The sequence below is a fragment of the Psychrobacillus glaciei genome, from assembly GCF_008973485.1.
Lineage (GTDB): Bacteria > Bacillota > Bacilli > Bacillales_A > Planococcaceae > Psychrobacillus > Psychrobacillus glaciei.
The window spans coordinates 1,803,629-1,819,895 of the sequence record NZ_CP031223.1 but is presented as its reverse complement, the minus strand read 5'-3'; the positions used below and the strand labels follow the sequence as shown (position 1 = coordinate 1,819,895).

Annotated in this window: 15 protein-coding genes; 4 read left to right on the top strand and 11 right to left on the bottom strand. The window is 34.1% G+C overall.

The annotated features are described in order from the left end of the window. Positions 1-2: 2 nt before the first annotated feature. From efeO to PB01_RS08270, 7 genes are all read right to left on the bottom strand, one after another. Positions 3-854, bottom strand: coding sequence for an iron uptake system protein EfeO (efeO, locus tag PB01_RS08300; RefSeq protein WP_151699776.1), 852 nt, complete (start codon positions 852-854; stop codon positions 3-5). 117 nt (positions 855-971) lie between these two features. After that, a complete protein-coding gene (locus PB01_RS08295; protein ID WP_151699775.1) occupies positions 972-2,516 on the bottom strand; it encodes a sensor domain-containing diguanylate cyclase in 1,545 nt (514 codons plus the stop codon). Between the two features lie 108 nt (positions 2,517-2,624). Then, a complete protein-coding gene (locus tag PB01_RS08290; protein WP_151702007.1) occupies positions 2,625-3,332 on the bottom strand; it encodes an ABC transporter ATP-binding protein in 708 nt (235 codons plus the stop codon). Next, positions 3,319-4,113: an ABC transporter ATP-binding protein gene (locus tag PB01_RS08285; protein ID WP_151699774.1), complete on the bottom strand. Its 795-nt coding sequence runs from the start codon at positions 4,111-4,113 to the stop codon at positions 3,319-3,321. The genes PB01_RS08290 and PB01_RS08285 overlap by 14 nt, the downstream gene beginning before the upstream one ends. Next, on the bottom strand, positions 4,103-5,053 hold the full coding sequence (locus tag PB01_RS08280; protein WP_151702008.1) for a branched-chain amino acid ABC transporter permease: 951 nt from the start codon (positions 5,051-5,053) through the stop codon (positions 4,103-4,105). The genes PB01_RS08285 and PB01_RS08280 overlap by 11 nt, the downstream gene beginning before the upstream one ends. Positions 5,054-5,066: 13 nt before the next feature. Further along, positions 5,067-5,942 (bottom strand): branched-chain amino acid ABC transporter permease, encoded by an 876-nt coding sequence (locus PB01_RS08275; protein ID WP_151699773.1) that lies wholly within the window; start codon positions 5,940-5,942, stop codon positions 5,067-5,069. Between the two features lie 92 nt (positions 5,943-6,034). Then, a complete protein-coding gene (locus PB01_RS08270; protein ID WP_151699772.1) occupies positions 6,035-7,210 on the bottom strand; it encodes an ABC transporter substrate-binding protein in 1,176 nt (391 codons plus the stop codon). Between the two features lie 438 nt (positions 7,211-7,648). Between PB01_RS08270 and pepF the strand changes: the two genes are divergently transcribed. Next, positions 7,649-9,460 carry an oligoendopeptidase F gene (pepF, locus tag PB01_RS08265; RefSeq protein WP_151699771.1) on the top strand — a complete coding sequence of 604 codons (1,812 nt, stop codon included), beginning with the start codon at positions 7,649-7,651 and terminating at the stop codon, positions 9,458-9,460. Between the two features lie 445 nt (positions 9,461-9,905). Here the strand turns inward: pepF and PB01_RS08260 are convergent, their stop codons facing one another. Next, positions 9,906-11,375 (bottom strand): DHA2 family efflux MFS transporter permease subunit, encoded by a 1,470-nt coding sequence (locus tag PB01_RS08260; RefSeq protein WP_151699770.1) that lies wholly within the window; start codon positions 11,373-11,375, stop codon positions 9,906-9,908. 183 nt (positions 11,376-11,558) lie between these two features. Between PB01_RS08260 and PB01_RS08255 the strand changes: the two genes are divergently transcribed. The 3 genes from PB01_RS08255 (at position 11,559) to PB01_RS08245 (ending at position 14,126) form a co-directional block, all read left to right on the top strand. Further along, positions 11,559-12,440 carry a TetR/AcrR family transcriptional regulator gene (locus PB01_RS08255; protein WP_151699769.1) on the top strand — a complete coding sequence of 294 codons (882 nt, stop codon included), beginning with the start codon at positions 11,559-11,561 and terminating at the stop codon, positions 12,438-12,440. After that, positions 12,437-12,709 carry a hypothetical protein gene (locus tag PB01_RS08250; RefSeq protein WP_151699768.1) on the top strand — a complete coding sequence of 91 codons (273 nt, stop codon included), beginning with the start codon at positions 12,437-12,439 and terminating at the stop codon, positions 12,707-12,709. The genes PB01_RS08255 and PB01_RS08250 overlap by 4 nt, the downstream gene beginning before the upstream one ends. Before the next feature lie 154 nt (positions 12,710-12,863). Next, positions 12,864-14,126 (top strand): MFS transporter, encoded by a 1,263-nt coding sequence (locus PB01_RS08245; protein ID WP_151699767.1) that lies wholly within the window; start codon positions 12,864-12,866, stop codon positions 14,124-14,126. Positions 14,127-14,226: 100 nt separating this feature from the next. Here PB01_RS08245 and PB01_RS08240 read toward each other — a convergent pair whose 3' ends face one another. The 3 genes from PB01_RS08240 to PB01_RS08230 all read right to left on the bottom strand — a co-directional run bounded on the left by PB01_RS08240 (position 14,227) and on the right by PB01_RS08230 (position 16,189). Then, positions 14,227-14,805: a YitT family protein gene (locus tag PB01_RS08240; RefSeq protein ID WP_151699766.1), complete on the bottom strand. Its 579-nt coding sequence runs from the start codon at positions 14,803-14,805 to the stop codon at positions 14,227-14,229. Between the two features lie 96 nt (positions 14,806-14,901). Then, entirely contained in the window at positions 14,902-15,384 is a 483-nt protein-coding gene (locus PB01_RS08235) for a PaaI family thioesterase (protein ID WP_151699765.1), read from the bottom strand. Between the two features lie 25 nt (positions 15,385-15,409). Continuing rightward, complete coding sequence (locus PB01_RS08230; RefSeq protein WP_151699764.1) at positions 15,410-16,189, bottom strand: carbon-nitrogen family hydrolase; 780 nt, start codon at positions 16,187-16,189, stop codon at positions 15,410-15,412. Between the last annotated feature and the right edge of the window lie 78 nt (positions 16,190-16,267).

The window sequence follows — 16,267 nt, the reverse complement described above, 5'->3', positions numbered from 1 at the left end:
TATCACTCCAGAATAATTCCTATTTGACTTAAAGGTTCTCCCAATTGATTAACCGCTTCAGAAAGCGCTTTTGTATCTTCTTTTGTCAGCTTTTCGTATGAAATATATCCACCATTCCCATCTTCATACTTCGCCAAAAGGTTGTTAATATTAGCAAACTTTTGTTCCAGTTCTTTCACTAAATCCGCATTTTTCCCATTGATTTGATCTTTTAATATCGTGAAGATCTTTTCTGCACCTTCAATATTCGCTTTAAAATCATACAAATCTGTATGGGAATAAATTTCTTCTTCACCAGTGATTTTAGAAGTAGAAACTTCATTTAACAAATCAACTGCACCAGTAATCATTAAATCAGGTGTAACATCTACTGTTTCAACACGTGCACGAAGTTCTTTTGCGTCTTTTAATAATTGATCTGCGACTTCTTCGTATCCTTTTGTCGTGTTTTCAACCCATAGTCCATATTCAATCTTATGATAACCTGACCACTCTTTTTTCGTTTTCCCTTCATCCTCTAAATCCGCAAGTCTTGCATCAATACGTGGATCTAAATCTCCAAAACTTTCAGCAATTGGTTCTGAACGTTCAAAGAACATACGTGCATTTGGATAAATTTCTTTCGCCTTTTCAATATCTCCAACTTTAATAGCTTCTACAAATTTCTCCGTTTCAGTAACAAATTGATCTATTTGATCAATGGCAAATGATTTATAACTATCCAATTCTTTGTCCAGTTGAACCGTGTTAACGGTCGATTTATCTACTACATCTGACTTTTCTGAAGAGTTCCCACAACCAGTAAGTAAAATACCAGTTGCAATTAATGAAGTAATAATAGTTGTTTTTTTCATTTGTATCCCACTTTCTATATATATATCTCTTTAACAATGATAATCATTTTCAGTTCAATGTCAATAAACTTCTCAAAAAAGTGGTTTTAGCTTTAAACTAAAACCACTCTTATACATTTATTTAGAAAAAACGGTTTTATTTCTTCCTTGTGCTTTTGCATCGTATAAAGCTTCGTCGACTCGATGCATAAAGTCACTTAAAGTTTCTTCCTTTAAATCATATTCACCAACACCTGAAGAAATAGTTATTTTTCTCTTTATTGGTGGCATACTCATCTCTATATCTGTTCTTAATTTTTCTGCCATTAAGTATGCCTCTTGTATGGGTGCATCCGGTAATACAATTAGAAATTCTTCTCCACCTAGTCTAATACAGATTCCTTTGTCAATTGAGATAGACACCATTCGATTTGCCAAAAATTTCAATACATCATCTCCAGCATGATGACCAAACTCGTCATTTACTTTTTTGAAATGGTCAATATCAATCATTATCATGGAGAATAACTTATTTTGTTCGAGTAAATCTGCAAACAATAGTTCCAAGTATCTTCTATTTCTAAGACCTGTTAAAGAATCAGTTAAAGATTGATGTTTAAAGTCTGCTAAAGTTTCTTCTTGCTTTTTACGATAACTTTCGATTGTTTCTGAAAGTTGTTTAGCCTCGAAATACCAAGTTGAAATCTTCGGTTTTTCATAGCTTTGGTCATTTACATTAGAATTCATTGTATATAAAGCTAAGTTTTTTAATGGTGCGGCTAGTTTTTCTGATAGCAGGAATGCTAAAAGATAGAATACTATAACAAAAGGCATCGTATAGAAAAACATTTTTTGCATAATACCACTTAATGGATTTAAGCTACTCTTGTAAGGGGTTTGTGAAACAACACCCCAATCACTTGCTTCAATAAAAGAAAATCCTGCAAGTACATGTTGTCCTTGCGTATTGAAAATTTCTTTTGCACCAGATTGCTTTTTCATTAAATCTTGAACAACTTTATTTTCTCTAACATTTTCACCAATTCTTTTAATATCTGGATGATAAATTAAAGTTCCTTCTTTATCTACTACAAATACATAGGAACCATCTTCACTAAAGTGTTTTGCTAAGATATCTTTAATGAAATTTTCTTCCTCCAAATAAATAGTGCCATTTAACATTCCAAGGTATTTATTTTTATCATCAAATAACGGAGTTGAAACTAAAATTAGTAGTCTACCAGTGACGGCTCTATATGGACTAGAAATAATATTCGATTTTTTCCTTAGTGCTTCAAGTACCCCAGGCGATTCTATTTTGTTACCAGCAATTCCTATGTTCGGCGAAGTAGCTATTGCCACCGCATCACTTCCTATAACAGAAAGTGAATTAAAGTTTTTGCCACTAATCAATAACTGATCTAATATTTTGGTAAGCTCCACAGGGTTATCAATATGTTCAATGACATCCGGTTTTCTTGCTTCTAAATTTGCTTGCATCGACGCAAAAACTTCTTGAGTTAGCTGTGCAAGTTTTAAAGAGTATACTTCATTTTGCTTTAAAGAATTTTCTATTAAACTTTTCTTTGTTACTATATAACTTGAAAAAAATGAACTTATTAATATTGCAATTAATGAAAAAGAAATAAGGGTAAGTATCCAAAATCTAAGAGTTTTAATCATAGTTCCTCCAAAAAAAACGCATATGATAACATTATACCATCAAACAAATCATTAGAACTATAAAAAAACTTTCATTAAGTTATATTAACCTAATGAAAGCTTTCCTTTTTAATGTCCACCTAAATATGCTTGGCGTACTTCTTCACTTGTTTGTAGATCATTTGCTGAACCAGAAAGTACTACTCGCCCTGTTTCAATTACATAGCCCCGACTTGCAACAGACAATGCCATATTGGCATTCTGCTCTACTAGTAAAACAGTAGTACCATCTTGATTTATATCTTTTATCACTTCGAAAATCGTTTTAACCATTAATGGCGCAAGACCCATAGAGGGTTCATCTAATAATACAAGTTTTGGTTTTGCCATAATTGCTCGGCCCATAGCGAGCATTTGTTGTTCTCCACCTGAAAGCGTACCAGAATGTTGTTTTTTTCGCTCTAATAATCTAGGGAAAATCTCGTAAACTTTTTGCATATCGGAATTAATTCCCGCTTTGTCTTTCCGCAAAAAGGCACCTAACTCTAAATTTTCTTCAACCGTTAAATTCGCAAATACACGACGACCTTCCGGAACGTGAGAGATACCTGATTTTACAATTATTTGTGCTTGTTTACCGGCAATTGAATTACTCAAAAATTCTATTTTTCCTTTTTTAGGCTTTAGAAGTCCAGAAATTGTTTTTAGTAATGTACTTTTTCCAGCTCCATTGGCACCGATAAGAGTCACAATTTCTCCTTCATTAACTTCAATAGAAACATCTCTTAGTGCTTGGATATTACCATAAAATACATCTATATTTTCAATTTTTAGCATCGTCATCGTGAACTTCCTCCCCTAAATACGCTTCAATAACCTTAGGATGGTTACGGATCACTTCTGGTGATCCTTCAGCAAGAAGTTGACCATGATCTAATACATAAATTCTTTCACAAACACCCATAACTAAATTCATATCATGTTCGATAAGTAAAATGGTTAGATCGAATTTATTTCGTATAAACGCTATTAAATCCATTAAATCTTTCGTTTCCTGTGGATTCATACCAGCAGCTGGCTCATCCAGCAAAAGAAGTTGAGGTCCAGCAGCTAAAGCACGAGCGATTTCTAATCTACGTTGCTGACCATAAGGAAGATTTTTTGCAAGCTCATCTTTGTATTTGTCTAGGCTAAATATTTTTAGAAACTCAATTGATTTTTCTTCCATCTCTTGTTCACCTTTAAAATGTGAGGGTAACCGTAAAACGGAACTTAAAATAGAGTGTTTCGCAAGTGAATGATAGGCAACTTTTACATTGTCTAACACAGATAAATCATTAAATAGTCGAATATTTTGAAACGTACGACTTATCCCTTTTCTAGTGACTTTATATGGTGCTAAACCGTTTATACGTTCTCCAGCGAATAAGATGTCCCCTTCTGTCGGCTCATATACGCCTGTTAGTAAATTAAAACTTGTAGTCTTCCCTGCACCATTTGGTCCGATTAAACCAACTAATTCACCTTGATTTAATACCATATTTAAATTTTGAACAGCTTTTAATCCACCAAATTGAATTCCTGCATTTTTCACTTCTAATAAAGGTTTATTTGCCATGTTGACCGCCTCCTTTTGGCGTTCTCCATAATTTGAAGTAATCTGTAATCTCCATAGTACCCATTAATCCTTTTGGTCGATATAACATGACTAAGATTAACACAAGACTATATATAATCATTCGAGTCTCCGGATATCCTTGAAGATAAGTAGAAACAACTGTCAGCAAAATTGCAGAAAGAACTGCTCCTGAAAGACTCCCTAGCCCACCTAGTACTACGAAAATTAAAATATCAAATGACTTTAAAAAGCCGAATTGACTTGGTTGAATGATATAAAAGTTATGTGCATATAAAGCCCCCGCTACACCTGCAAAGAACGATCCTAGTGCAAAAGCTACTACCTTATAATACGTTGTGTTTATACCCATCGCATCTGAAGCAATTTCGTTTTCTCTTACTGAAATAGCTGCGATACCATGACGAGAATTTGTAAAGTTTACTATTACAATAATCGTAACTACTAAACAAAAAAACGCATAAGTCCATGTAGTTAAATGGGTTACTTGCATTCCAGCAGCTCCACCTACATAATCAATGTTCAAAAATACTATACGAATTATTTCTGCAAAACCAAGTGTAGCTATTGCTAAATAATCCCCTTTTAATCTTAAACTTGGAATACCAACAATTAATCCAGCTAATGCAGCAACTATACCACCAACTAGAATTGCTACTATAAAAGGAAGATGTAATTTCATCGTGACTATAGCAGATAAATAAGCTCCTACAGCTAAAAATCCTGCATGCCCTATTGAAAATTGACCTGTGATACCAATTACCAAATGTAGGCTGACTGCTAAAATTATGTTAATGGCAATTAAAATGAGTGTATTAGAATAAAATTGATTCATCATTCCATTTGAAATAAGAACTTGAACAACTACGTACACTAATACTGCCGCAATAACAAATGGCCAAAACTGTTTTGACTTTTTCATCATTATGTATCACCTACACTTTCTCTCGTGTATTTTTGCCAAAGATTCCAGATGGTCTGAAAATCAGAATTAATATTAAAATAACGAATGCCGCAGCATCTCTCCATAACGAGAAACCTAGCGCACTAACAAACGTTTCAACAACTCCGAGTACCAATCCACCCACCATTGCTCCAGGGATTATTCCAATACCGCCAAGAACAGCAGCAACAAAAGCTTTCACTCCTGGAATAACTCCCATTAGCGGATCAATCTTTGTATAATAAACACCAAAAATAACACCAGCCGCCCCTGCTAAAGCAGAACCAATTGCGAAAGTAGCAGAAATAGTATTATCAACATTAATACCCATTAATTTCGCCGCTTCTGTATCATGAGAAACTGCACGCATTGCCTTACCTGTTTTCGTTTTATGAACGATAAATTGCAATAAAATCATTAAAACTACTGAAACCGAGAGTATCAGAATAGATTGTATACTAATATGAGCACCTAAAAATTCAAATGAGCGATTTGAAAACACATCAGGATATGCTTCTGGTTGGGCCCCTCTAATATAAATAACACCATACTCAATGAACAAGGATACACCAATTGCAGTAATAAGCGCGGCAATCCGAGTTGCATTTCTAAGACGCTTATATGCTATTCGCTCAATGATAACACCGAATAAAGCACATGCAGCCATCGATAAAATTAGTGCTGGAAAAAAACCTAGTCCAAATACAGTTATTGAATAAAATCCAATGAAAGATCCAACCATAAACACATCACCGTGTGCAAAGTTAATTAATTTTATAATTCCATAAACCATTGTGTATCCAAGCGCGATTAATGCATATATACTTCCGAGTGAAATACCGTTAATTAATTGCTGAATCCATTCCATCAAGTTTCACTCCTTTTAGTTCAAAATTTCTTTACGGTTAGAAATAGAAAAGGAGGGGCATTATCCCCCCCTCGATATATCGCTTGCTAATCTTATGGATTAACTTTTGTTTTAAATACTTGGTTCCCATCAACAAACTCAATAATAGTAGCTGATTTAATAGGATGATGATTTTCATCAACAGAATATAATCCTGTAACTAATTCAAGGTTATCTGTAGCTTCAATAGCATCTCTAATTTTTGTTCCATCTAAAGAATCAGCACGTTCAATTGCATCTTTTAATAAGTAAACTGTGTCATATCCTAGTGCACTAAATGAGTTTGGATCTTTTCCATATTTCGCTTTAAACTTTTCAGCGAAAGATTTCGCTAATCCATCTGGATCTTCTGAAGAATATGCAGTAATAATGTACGTGTTATTTAGTGCAGCTGCTCCAGCTAAGTCAACGATTGTTGGCGAATCCCAACCATCAGCACCCATTAACGGAACAGTAATTCCTAATTCACGAGCTTGTTTAACGATCAAACCAACCTCTTCATAATATCCAGGGATAAAGATGAAGTCTGGATTTGCAGCTTTTATACGTGTCAGTGTTGAACGGAAATCAGTATCTTTTGCTACATATGATTCTTTTGCAACAATTTTGCCTCCTGCTGCTTCAAAGTCTTTAATGAAAGAAGAAGCAAGGCCTTTCGCGTAATCGCTTGCATTATCCGCAAATACTGCAACATTTTTTACTTTCAATGTATTAGCAGCAAAGTTAGCAGCAACAGTTCCTTGGAAAGGATCAATAAATGCAGTACGGAATGTAAAAGGATTCACTTTACCGTCTTCTCCTACCGTTACTGTTGTACTAGTACCAGAAGGTGAAATCATTGGTGTTTTGTTATCAGTAGCAATTTGTACTTGTGCTACAGAGTTCCCACTAGTTGCTGCACCAATAATAGCAGTAACTTTATCTTGACTAGTTAGTTTAATAGCAGCACTTGTTGCTTCCGCTGCGTCTGATTTATTATCAACCTTGATTAATTCGATCTTTTTACCATTAATACCACCAGCTGCGTTGATTTCTTCTACAGCTAAATCGATAGCCTCTGCTTCAGATGAACCGTATGATGCTACAGCTCCTGAAAGCTCAAGATTGGCCCCTATTTTAATCGTGTCCCCGCCTTTTGAACTTCCTTCATCTCCACTTGAACATCCTGCAAGAATTCCTGCTAAAAGAGATGTTGCAAGAAAAAGTGATGCAAATTTCTTTGTCTTCATTAATTTACCCCCATTGTCATTGTTTGATAGTTTCAAAAAATATAAGCTACACTAATTTTCTTTTTCTAAACTAGTTTGCCTAAGAAACTATCAATTTATTATTTAGAACAATCTCATTGTAGAACAAAGTTTTAATTCAGTCTATACTAATTTTTCTCTTAATTTTAAAATTTCCGACAATAAATTAATATAGTATTTTGATTCAACACTAAAATCCTTGGTATCACTCTGTTTTTTTAAGTTTCGAGATACTATATATACGATTTTCGATATCAAAATATTATTATATATTTTAAGCAAAATGGTTCATTCTATTATTCTCACTAATTAAATAGACAAAATTTAAAAATAAATTATTAAATGACTGTTTTTACTTTTCTGTCACTTTTATATATACTAGATGATAGTTCGATATCCGTAATAAAAGGAGAGATATAAATGGTTAAAAGTTTACCAAGTAGAACCGAAGTGCCAATAGAGGAAACATGGAATTTGAAAAATTTGTTTGAATCGGAAGAAGATTTTAATACATCTTTAAAAGAAATAGAAGAAGAAGTAAATTTATTTGAAGGAAAGTTCAAAGGAAAAATTGATAGTCCTGCGATCATTCTTGAAGCTTTAGATAAATATGCTTCAATTTTTGAAAAACTAGTTCCAAGTGGAACATTTGCTAGTCTATCTCTAAGTACAGACCAAACGAGCACAGAAGCACAACTACGTAGTAGTAAATTTGCAACACTTTCTGCAAAAGTAAATAGTAAGTTATCTTTTGTTAATAGTGAATTAGTAGAACTACCAAATGAGGTTCTTCAAAAAGCAATTGACGAAAGCGCTGCATTTCAAAACTATCTACAAAAGCTTTTAGTTAAAAAACAGTATCAACTCCATCCAGAAGTCGAAAAAACACTTGCAGCTTTCTCTTCAACATTCAATGGACCTTATAAGTTGTATGATACGACTAAAATGTTAGACATATCCTTTGATGATTTCGAAATTAACGGATCCTCGTACCCATTAAGCTATGTGCTTTTTGAAAATGATTGGGAATCCGAGCCTGACACAGAAGTGAGACGTTCAGCTTTCCACGCTTTTTCTAGCAAACTAGAAGAATACCAACATACAACTGCAAAGTCATACGATATGCATTTACAAATAGAAAAAACGACTTCGGATTTAAGAGGATACAATTCTATTTTTGATTACTTATTGTTAAATCAAGAAGTCGATCGCACGTTATATGATCGCCAAATCGATCTAATCATGAAAGAGCTCGCACCGCATATGCGTAAATATGCAAAGCTTCTTCAAAAAGTGCATGGTTTAGAAAAAATGACCTTCGCTGATTTGAAGATTTCATTGGACCCATCGTACGAACCAAAAATCACCATTGAAGAATCAAAAAAATATATAGAAGATGCTCTTGGTGTTATGGGGGAAGAATATTTAGAGATGGTGGAACGCTCATATAAAGAACGTTGGATCGATTTCGCACAAAATACAGGTAAATCTACTGGTGCGTTTTGTTCTAGCCCTTATGGAAATCACCCTTATATTTTAATATCTTGGTCAAGTAGAATGAATGAGGTTTTCGTCCTTGCGCATGAACTAGGACATGCCGGTCATTTCTATCACGCAAATAAAGAACAAAATATATTTAATGCTCGCCCTTCCTTATATTTTATCGAAGCGCCTTCTACTATGAATGAAATGCTTGTTGCTAATCATTTATTAGAAAACTCAAATGACCTTAAATTTAAACGATGGGTTATTTCTTCTATCGTTGCTAGAACCTACTACCATAACTTTGTTACACATTTACTGGAAGCTGCATATCAACGGAAAGTTTACCAACGAATTGATGAAGGACTTCCAGTAAATGCCCCTATATTAAATGAATTTAAACGAAGTGTATTAGAGGAGTTTTGGGGAGATGCTGTAGAAATTACTGAAGGTGCAGAGTTAACTTGGATGAGACAACCTCACTACTATATGGGCTTGTATCCTTACACGTATAGTGCTGGTTTGACAATTTCTACGCAAGTTTCAAAGCGAGTTTTAGATGAGGGACAAGTTGCGGTAGATGAATGGACCGAAGTATTAAAAGCTGGTGGCACAAAATCTCCTATAGAGCTTGCAAAAATGGCTGGAGTGGATATTACTACTGAAAAACCATTGCGAGATACAATTGCATATATCGGCACTTTAATAGATGAGCTAGTCTCACTTACGGAGGAAATTGACAGTAATTAAGAAAAACGCTAGCGTCCTTTAAGTGCTCTTGCCCTCTCTATTCCCAGAGTGCTTTGGATGAATCATCGCTACACTATTACCGGTGTTTCTTTTGTGGATCGTGAAGTGACTGCGTCACTTCACGATCCACTTTTTTCAGTAATCTTGTGGCGGATGTTTGTCCGTCGCCCTCTTGGAATATGTAGAGACTAGGTGCGTAAGGTTTGTTTAAGTAGAGATTAGATACTTTCCTATTCTTTTAAAAGCGGACGAAGATACAATTTCGTCCGCTCAGCGCTTCTTTATACATGGATGCTATCTATTTTTCTCTAGTACCACCTACTCTTATTGTCCGCCTACAGCGGAAATCAACCTGTTCATGCCATACTTTCTATAAAAAAAAAGACTGTAGACAAACCGGATTTTTACCGAGTTTGTCTACAGTCTGAACTATACCGGTGATGGTTTAGCTTTCTTTTACCACTTTTACTCTTTTCACAAATAAAGATAATACTAAGGCAACTATTGTTACAAAAGTAGCGATGAGGAATGTGTGTTCAATTCCTTCTAACATAGCCTTCATGCCAATATCTATTTTAAATTGTGCAAGTCCTTCTGCGCTAGTAGGCATTTTGCCAGCTGCTGCTGCATCGGCTGCAAGTGTTTTTGCAGTCGATTCCATTTTCGAGTTCATAATCGTTAGGAAAATAGCAGTACCAATTGCGCCTGATACTTGTTGTAATGTATTATTCGTAGCAGTACCATGTGGATTCATTTTCATTGGTAACTGATTTAATCCATTTGTCATAATTGGCATCATAACCATTGACATACCAAACATACGAATAGTATATATGAACATTATATAGTAGTAACTTGAATCCATACCTAAATGACTCATCAAATAAGTTCCAATTGTAGTAATTGATAGACCAGTAATCGCTAAAACTCTTGCTCCATATTTATCGAAGAGTTTTCCTGTAATAGGTGACATAATCCCCATAGCAATCGCTCCTGGAAGCATCAATAATCCAGAATGGAATGGTGAAATACCTCGAATTGTTTGCACATAAAGTGGTGTTAATATCATCCCAGAAAACATTGCAGCAGATACAACGATTGAGATGAGGGAAGACAACGCAAACATTGGGTGTTTGTATATTCTAACATTCAATAATGGCTCATCTACGCTTAATTGTCTCCAAACGAACAGGATAATCGAAACGAATCCAAGTATGATTGTTCCGTATACAATCGGAGCATCCCATCCTTTATCCCCTGCTGTACTAAACCCGTATAAAAGTGATCCAAATCCAATACTAGATAAAATAAGTGAAAATATATCAAGCTTTACATCTCGATTAGGAGTAATATTGCGTAATTTAAATATAGCTAACAATAAAACGACTACTGCAAACGGCAGAATAATTTCAAATAAAGCTCTCCATTGGTAATGTTCTAAAATAAATCCTGATAATGTTGGTCCAATGGCTGGCGCTAGAATCATAACTAGTCCGAACATCCCCATTGCTGCTCCACGACGTTCAATCGGGAATGCAGTTAACATTACATTCATTAATAATGGCATCATCATTGCAGATCCTACTGCTTGAATCATTCTTGCTGCGATTAAAACTCCAAATGCTGGCGCTATTGCAGCTAATATTGTACCTGCTGTAAAAAAGACCATTGCTGTGATGAATAGTTTCCTATTCGTGAACTTTTGAACAAAAAATGCACTAGCCGGAATTAGTATCCCGTTTATGAGCATATATCCTGTAGTCAGCCATTGAACAACGGATGGCTTCACATCAAATTCTTTCATAATTGTCGGTAAAGCTACATTTAGTAGCGTATTATTCAAAAACGCAATGAACGCTCCTACAAAAAGGATTGCAATCATTGCATATGGTGGTTTGTGTTGCATTTCTTTCATTAATTTGTTCCTCCTACTATATTAAGCTTTTATTTTAGCCCTGTATTATAACACTTTGACTATTTTATACTCATAGTTCAAAAAAAGCAAACATAAATTCCTTATCCAATAAAAAAATTGATAAACATTGATATAACGGTTAATATTTGAATTATACTATGAGTCTAAAGGTGATGAAAAAACATGATTACAAAAAAAAGAAAAGTTTTATTAGCAGCTCAACGCCTATTTATAGAAAAAGGTTTTAGATCTACTTCTGTACACGATATTATAGAAGAAGCAAAAATTTCTAAAGGTACTTTTTATAATTATTTTTCCTCTAAAAACGAATGTATCATCGCAATAATTGAAAATGCTAAAGAGGAAACACTGATTAAAAGACGAGAATTACATACCCAACACAATGTTTCGAATGTAAATATATTAATTGAACAAATGTCTATTCGAATGAATATTTATCGTGAATATAATTTATTCCCTCTTTTTGCATCTATTATTCATTCTCAGGATGTTGAACTTCGGGATCTTATTAAAAAGAATTACTTTGAAGAAATAAATTGGCTTTCGAAACGATTAGAGGATGTCTTCGGCGATCAAACAAAAGATGTGGCAATAGATTGCGCAGTCCTTGCACTAGGAATGATCCAACAATTACAGCACCCATGGATAAAACTAGACGATATTTCTTTTGAACAATTAATTAAATTTGTCTTGAGACGAATTGAATCTATCATTTACGAAATGGCGACAACCAATGATTCCCTACTTAAACAATCCTATTTTGAAATTCAAACGGAAGATACACTTATTACTAAACAACAAGTAATAGATGAATTAGAAACCTTTTACTTAGAGCATAAAAATAATTTACAGAAAAATGAACAGCAAGCGATTGAATTCATTCTAGAAGAGTTACCAAAAGAAAAACCAAGAATATTCCTTTTAGAAAGAATTATCCCTGTGCTTTCAGAAGCCTTCACTGAATCGACATTTGAAAAAAAGACTTATTCAATCCTAAACAATCTTTGGGAACTAATTGATTCATGGGGAGTTGAGAAAAGTTGAAGGATAAAATAATTCAACAATATGAAGAAGATGAAAATATTATGATTCGCTTATTTGCGCAATGGTGTGCTAATCATGACATTAATGCAGCTACATTATATAAGAATGCATATCCCCACCAACATGACAATGAAATACTTTTAATTATTATAGAAGAAACGGAAAAAGATAGTTTACAAGTGGACACTGAAACTGTTCTTCATGTACTTCAGCTATTTGGAAATGAAGATTTAGCATTTGAAGTGTCAAAAACTGCGCTTAACTTTTAAAAACCATCTATTTAAAGATGGTTTTTTTTGTGGAAAAATCCGTATTCAACATATCAACGATATAATTATTAATACTCAGTAAATTTTAAGAAAATTCCACTGAAATGTTATGCAATCATGTACAATATGAGATAACAAGGGGGAATAAAATGAGATGAGCAAGTTTACGAAACAAGAAAATAGTTGGGCAATGTACGATTGGGGATCTTCTGCATACACCATCATAATTACAACAGCTGTTTTCCCTATATTTTATAAGTCATCTGCAACTGCAGCAGGTGTCAGTGCTGCTAATTCCACAGCATATTTAGGTTATACAATCGCTATTTTCACATTTATATTAGCTATGCTTGGACCAATTTTAGGATCAATTGCAGATTATCGTGGAATGAAGAAGAAATTTTTCAATTTTTTCACATTACTAGGAATTTTGTTTACCGCATTACTTGCTATCATACCATTCGATAATTGGTTGCTTTTGTTAATCTGTTACACAATTGCGGCACTAGGAGCAACTGGTTCAAATGTTTTTTATGATGGCTTTATCGTAGATGTAACAACCGATAAACGAATGCACGAAGTATCTTCAAGAGGTTATAGCTTAGGATATATTGGTAGCACTATACCATTTTTAATTAGTATTATTATTATTTTGCTAGCTAGTAATGAAGTAATCCCTATTTCAAGTATTACCGCAAGTCGAATTTCATTTATAATTACTGCAATTTGGTGGGTTGTGTTTTCAATTCCAATGATAAAAAATGTTCATCAATTACACTTTATCGAACGAGATGGAAATCAAATTGTTCAAAGTTTCAGACGTTTAGGGAAAACATTTAAAGAAATTCGGAAATATCGAGCATTATTTCTTTTTCTATTAGCATACTTTTTTTATATTGATGGAGTTGGGACAATTATTAATATGTCTACAGCTTATGGGACAGATTTAGGAATAGATACAAATAGCCTGTTAATCATTCTTTTTGTAACTCAAGTAGTAGCTGCACCCTTCGCGATCATTTTCGGTAAACTTGCGGGGAGATTTTCAGAAAAGAAAATGCTATATGTCGGAATATTTATTTACATTATTGTTTGTTCTTATGCATTCTTCTTAAAAACAGTTATAGATTTTTGGATTTTAGCCATGTTAGTCGCAACATCCCAAGGCGGAATCCAAGCTTTAAGCAGATCATATTTCGCTAAACTAATACCGAAAAAAAATTCGAACGAGTTTTTTGGATTTTATAATATCTTTGGCAAATTTGCATCCATTATGGGTCCTTTGCTTGTTGCCTTCACAACTCAATTAACTGGAAAATCTAATTATGGTGTATTCAGCTTGATTATTTTATTTGTAATTGGAATTATACTATTATCTCGAGTTCCTGAACCAACACCAAATGGAGTTGTTGAATAAATACGTTCTGCATCAACCATTTTCTAAAAGAGAAATAGAAAAAGAGAGTAGTAGAGAATCTCTGCTCCTCTCTTTTATATGTATAACTATCCTGATTGTCTTAATAACGCTTTCTCACCATTAAGGATGTCGTAATACCAACAGAGAACACAGTAATACAGGAATTGAATAATGAAACTGTATCAACAATAATACTCCCCACAATTACTACAAAAATATCCATAAAAAAAATACATAAGCCTGGATTCACTTTCAACAAATCTGAGATCATTTGCGCTAACAAATCCGTTCCACATATAGTAGTATCCAATTGAAGCATTAAGCCTATTCCAAAACCTACTAAAATACCTCCGCATATAGCTCCTATTATCCCATTCGGCACTATCTGTTTACCCAAAATATGTAAAGGATATAAAAAATCAATAATTAAGGAGGAAATCAGTAAGCCATGAATCCCATTATAAAAAAAGGAACGATAATTCGTCCAAGCAACAAGAAAAATTGGTGCGCTTATACATATAATTGCAAGTCCCACTTTTACATCCAATAAATAATGAATGATTAATCCTAATCCAATACCCCCACCATCTAATAGATGAAAAGGAACTAAAAAGAAGTTTATGCCAACTGCAACTAAAATACTTGCTAATAATATAATAAGAGTCTTCTTAAAATACATGCTTCCCACCTTCCTGCTTATTCATATATATGTTTAGAGGAAGAAAAAAACACAGGAAAATTGATCCTGTGTTTTACAAATTAGAAATCATGTAAATTATTTTGGTTGAGCAAATGTAGCAGGCATCACTACAGCTATAACTTCTCCTTTTGCACAAAGGGTATCTCCTGCAAAAACTTCTGTTGTCACTTTCCATTTCTTCGGATGAATTTCTTCAACTGTTCCTATAGCTTTTAAAGACACTTTTTGAGGAGTCGGTTTTAAGAAATCAACATGTAGTGAACCAGTTACAAAACGAGGTGGACTCTCTCCACTACCTGGCTCATATCCATTTTTGCGATGTAGAGCAAGAGAAGCTGAACCTGTCCCATGGCAATCAACGAGTGCACCTATCAGTCCACCATATACAAATCCAGGAATAGCAATATGTTCTTCTCTCGGTTCGTAAACTGTTTCCGTTCGGTCTCCATTCCAATAGGTCTGAAAATGATAACCCTCTTCATTCAATCTTCCACAACCATAACACCATGCAAAGTCATCTGGATATTCATCTTGAATTGCACGAATATTTTCTTCCATCAAGCATTCCCCCTTGTTTGTTGGATTAATTATATAATACTTCTCTTCTATCAAGAAAAACAGGAATTCTATCTCGTACTTCCTCTACTTCCGTTAAATTAATATTTACAATTTGAACTGCTTCTTCATTTCCACCTGTCCATAAAATTTCTCCCCAAGGCGCTATCACCATCGAATTCCCATTAAAGAAATTGTTCGGATCACTGCCGACTCGGTTGACTGCGACAATAAAAATTTGATTTTCAATTGCTCGTGCTTGTAGTAGAATTTTCCAATGATCAATTCGTTTATCTGGCCATTGAGCTGGAATAAACATGACCTTGGCACCATTTAATGCATGAACTCTAGTCCATTCAGGAAAACGTAAATCATAACAAATGATTCCACTCATTTCCGTGCCATCTACCGTAAATAAGTTCTTTTCATTACCTTCTTCCAAATAAAGATGTTCATCCATTAATTTGAATAAGTGCGCTTTGTTATATTCAGCAATTATGTCCCCGTAATCATTCGTTACATACATTGTATTATAAAACTTGTTTCCTTTTTTAGTAGAAACTGATCCTCCAATAATATAAATACTTAGTTCCTTGGATAACTCGGTAAAAAGCTTTTTTGTGTCTTGTCCTTCCACATCGGCTATTTCATCGAGTCTTGTTAAATCGTACCCTGTATTCCACATTTCAGGTAATACGACAATTTTCGCACCTAAAGATGCCGCCTGTCTCACCTTTTCCTCTACGTTGTGAAAATTTTCTTTTGGCTTACCAAATGCAATATCTAATTGAACACATGCAACTTTCATTTCGCCACCCCCTATAGACATATTACTAAAAAGATTATAAGATTTGTCTAATCTATGCAACTATTCATTCAATTAAAA

Excerpts from the sequence above, each read along its gene's own strand:
- efeO (WP_151699776.1), bottom strand. The coding sequence starts at position 854 with ATGAAAAAAACAACTATTATTACTTCATTAATTGCAACTGGTATTTTA.
- PB01_RS08295 (WP_151699775.1), bottom strand. The coding sequence starts at position 2,516 with ATGATTAAAACTCTTAGATTTTGGATACTTACCCTTATTTCTTTTTCA.
- PB01_RS08290 (WP_151702007.1), bottom strand. The coding sequence starts at position 3,332 with ATGCTAAAAATTGAAAATATAGATGTATTTTATGGTAATATCCAAGCA.
- PB01_RS08285 (WP_151699774.1), bottom strand. The coding sequence starts at position 4,113 with ATGGCAAATAAACCTTTATTAGAAGTGAAAAATGCAGGAATTCAATTT.
- PB01_RS08280 (WP_151702008.1), bottom strand. The coding sequence starts at position 5,053 with ATGAAAAAGTCAAAACAGTTTTGGCCATTTGTTATTGCGGCAGTATTA.
- PB01_RS08275 (WP_151699773.1), bottom strand. The coding sequence starts at position 5,942 with ATGGAATGGATTCAGCAATTAATTAACGGTATTTCACTCGGAAGTATA.
- PB01_RS08270 (WP_151699772.1), bottom strand. The coding sequence starts at position 7,210 with ATGAAGACAAAGAAATTTGCATCACTTTTTCTTGCAACATCTCTTTTA.
- pepF (WP_151699771.1), top strand. The coding sequence starts at position 7,649 with ATGGTTAAAAGTTTACCAAGTAGAACCGAAGTGCCAATAGAGGAAACA.
- PB01_RS08260 (WP_151699770.1), bottom strand. The coding sequence starts at position 11,375 with ATGAAAGAAATGCAACACAAACCACCATATGCAATGATTGCAATCCTT.
- PB01_RS08255 (WP_151699769.1), top strand. The coding sequence starts at position 11,559 with ATGATTACAAAAAAAAGAAAAGTTTTATTAGCAGCTCAACGCCTATTT.
- PB01_RS08245 (WP_151699767.1), top strand. The coding sequence starts at position 12,864 with ATGAGCAAGTTTACGAAACAAGAAAATAGTTGGGCAATGTACGATTGG.
- PB01_RS08240 (WP_151699766.1), bottom strand. The coding sequence starts at position 14,805 with ATGTATTTTAAGAAGACTCTTATTATATTATTAGCAAGTATTTTAGTT.
- PB01_RS08235 (WP_151699765.1), bottom strand. The coding sequence starts at position 15,384 with ATGGAAGAAAATATTCGTGCAATTCAAGATGAATATCCAGATGACTTT.
- PB01_RS08230 (WP_151699764.1), bottom strand. The coding sequence starts at position 16,189 with ATGAAAGTTGCATGTGTTCAATTAGATATTGCATTTGGTAAGCCAAAA.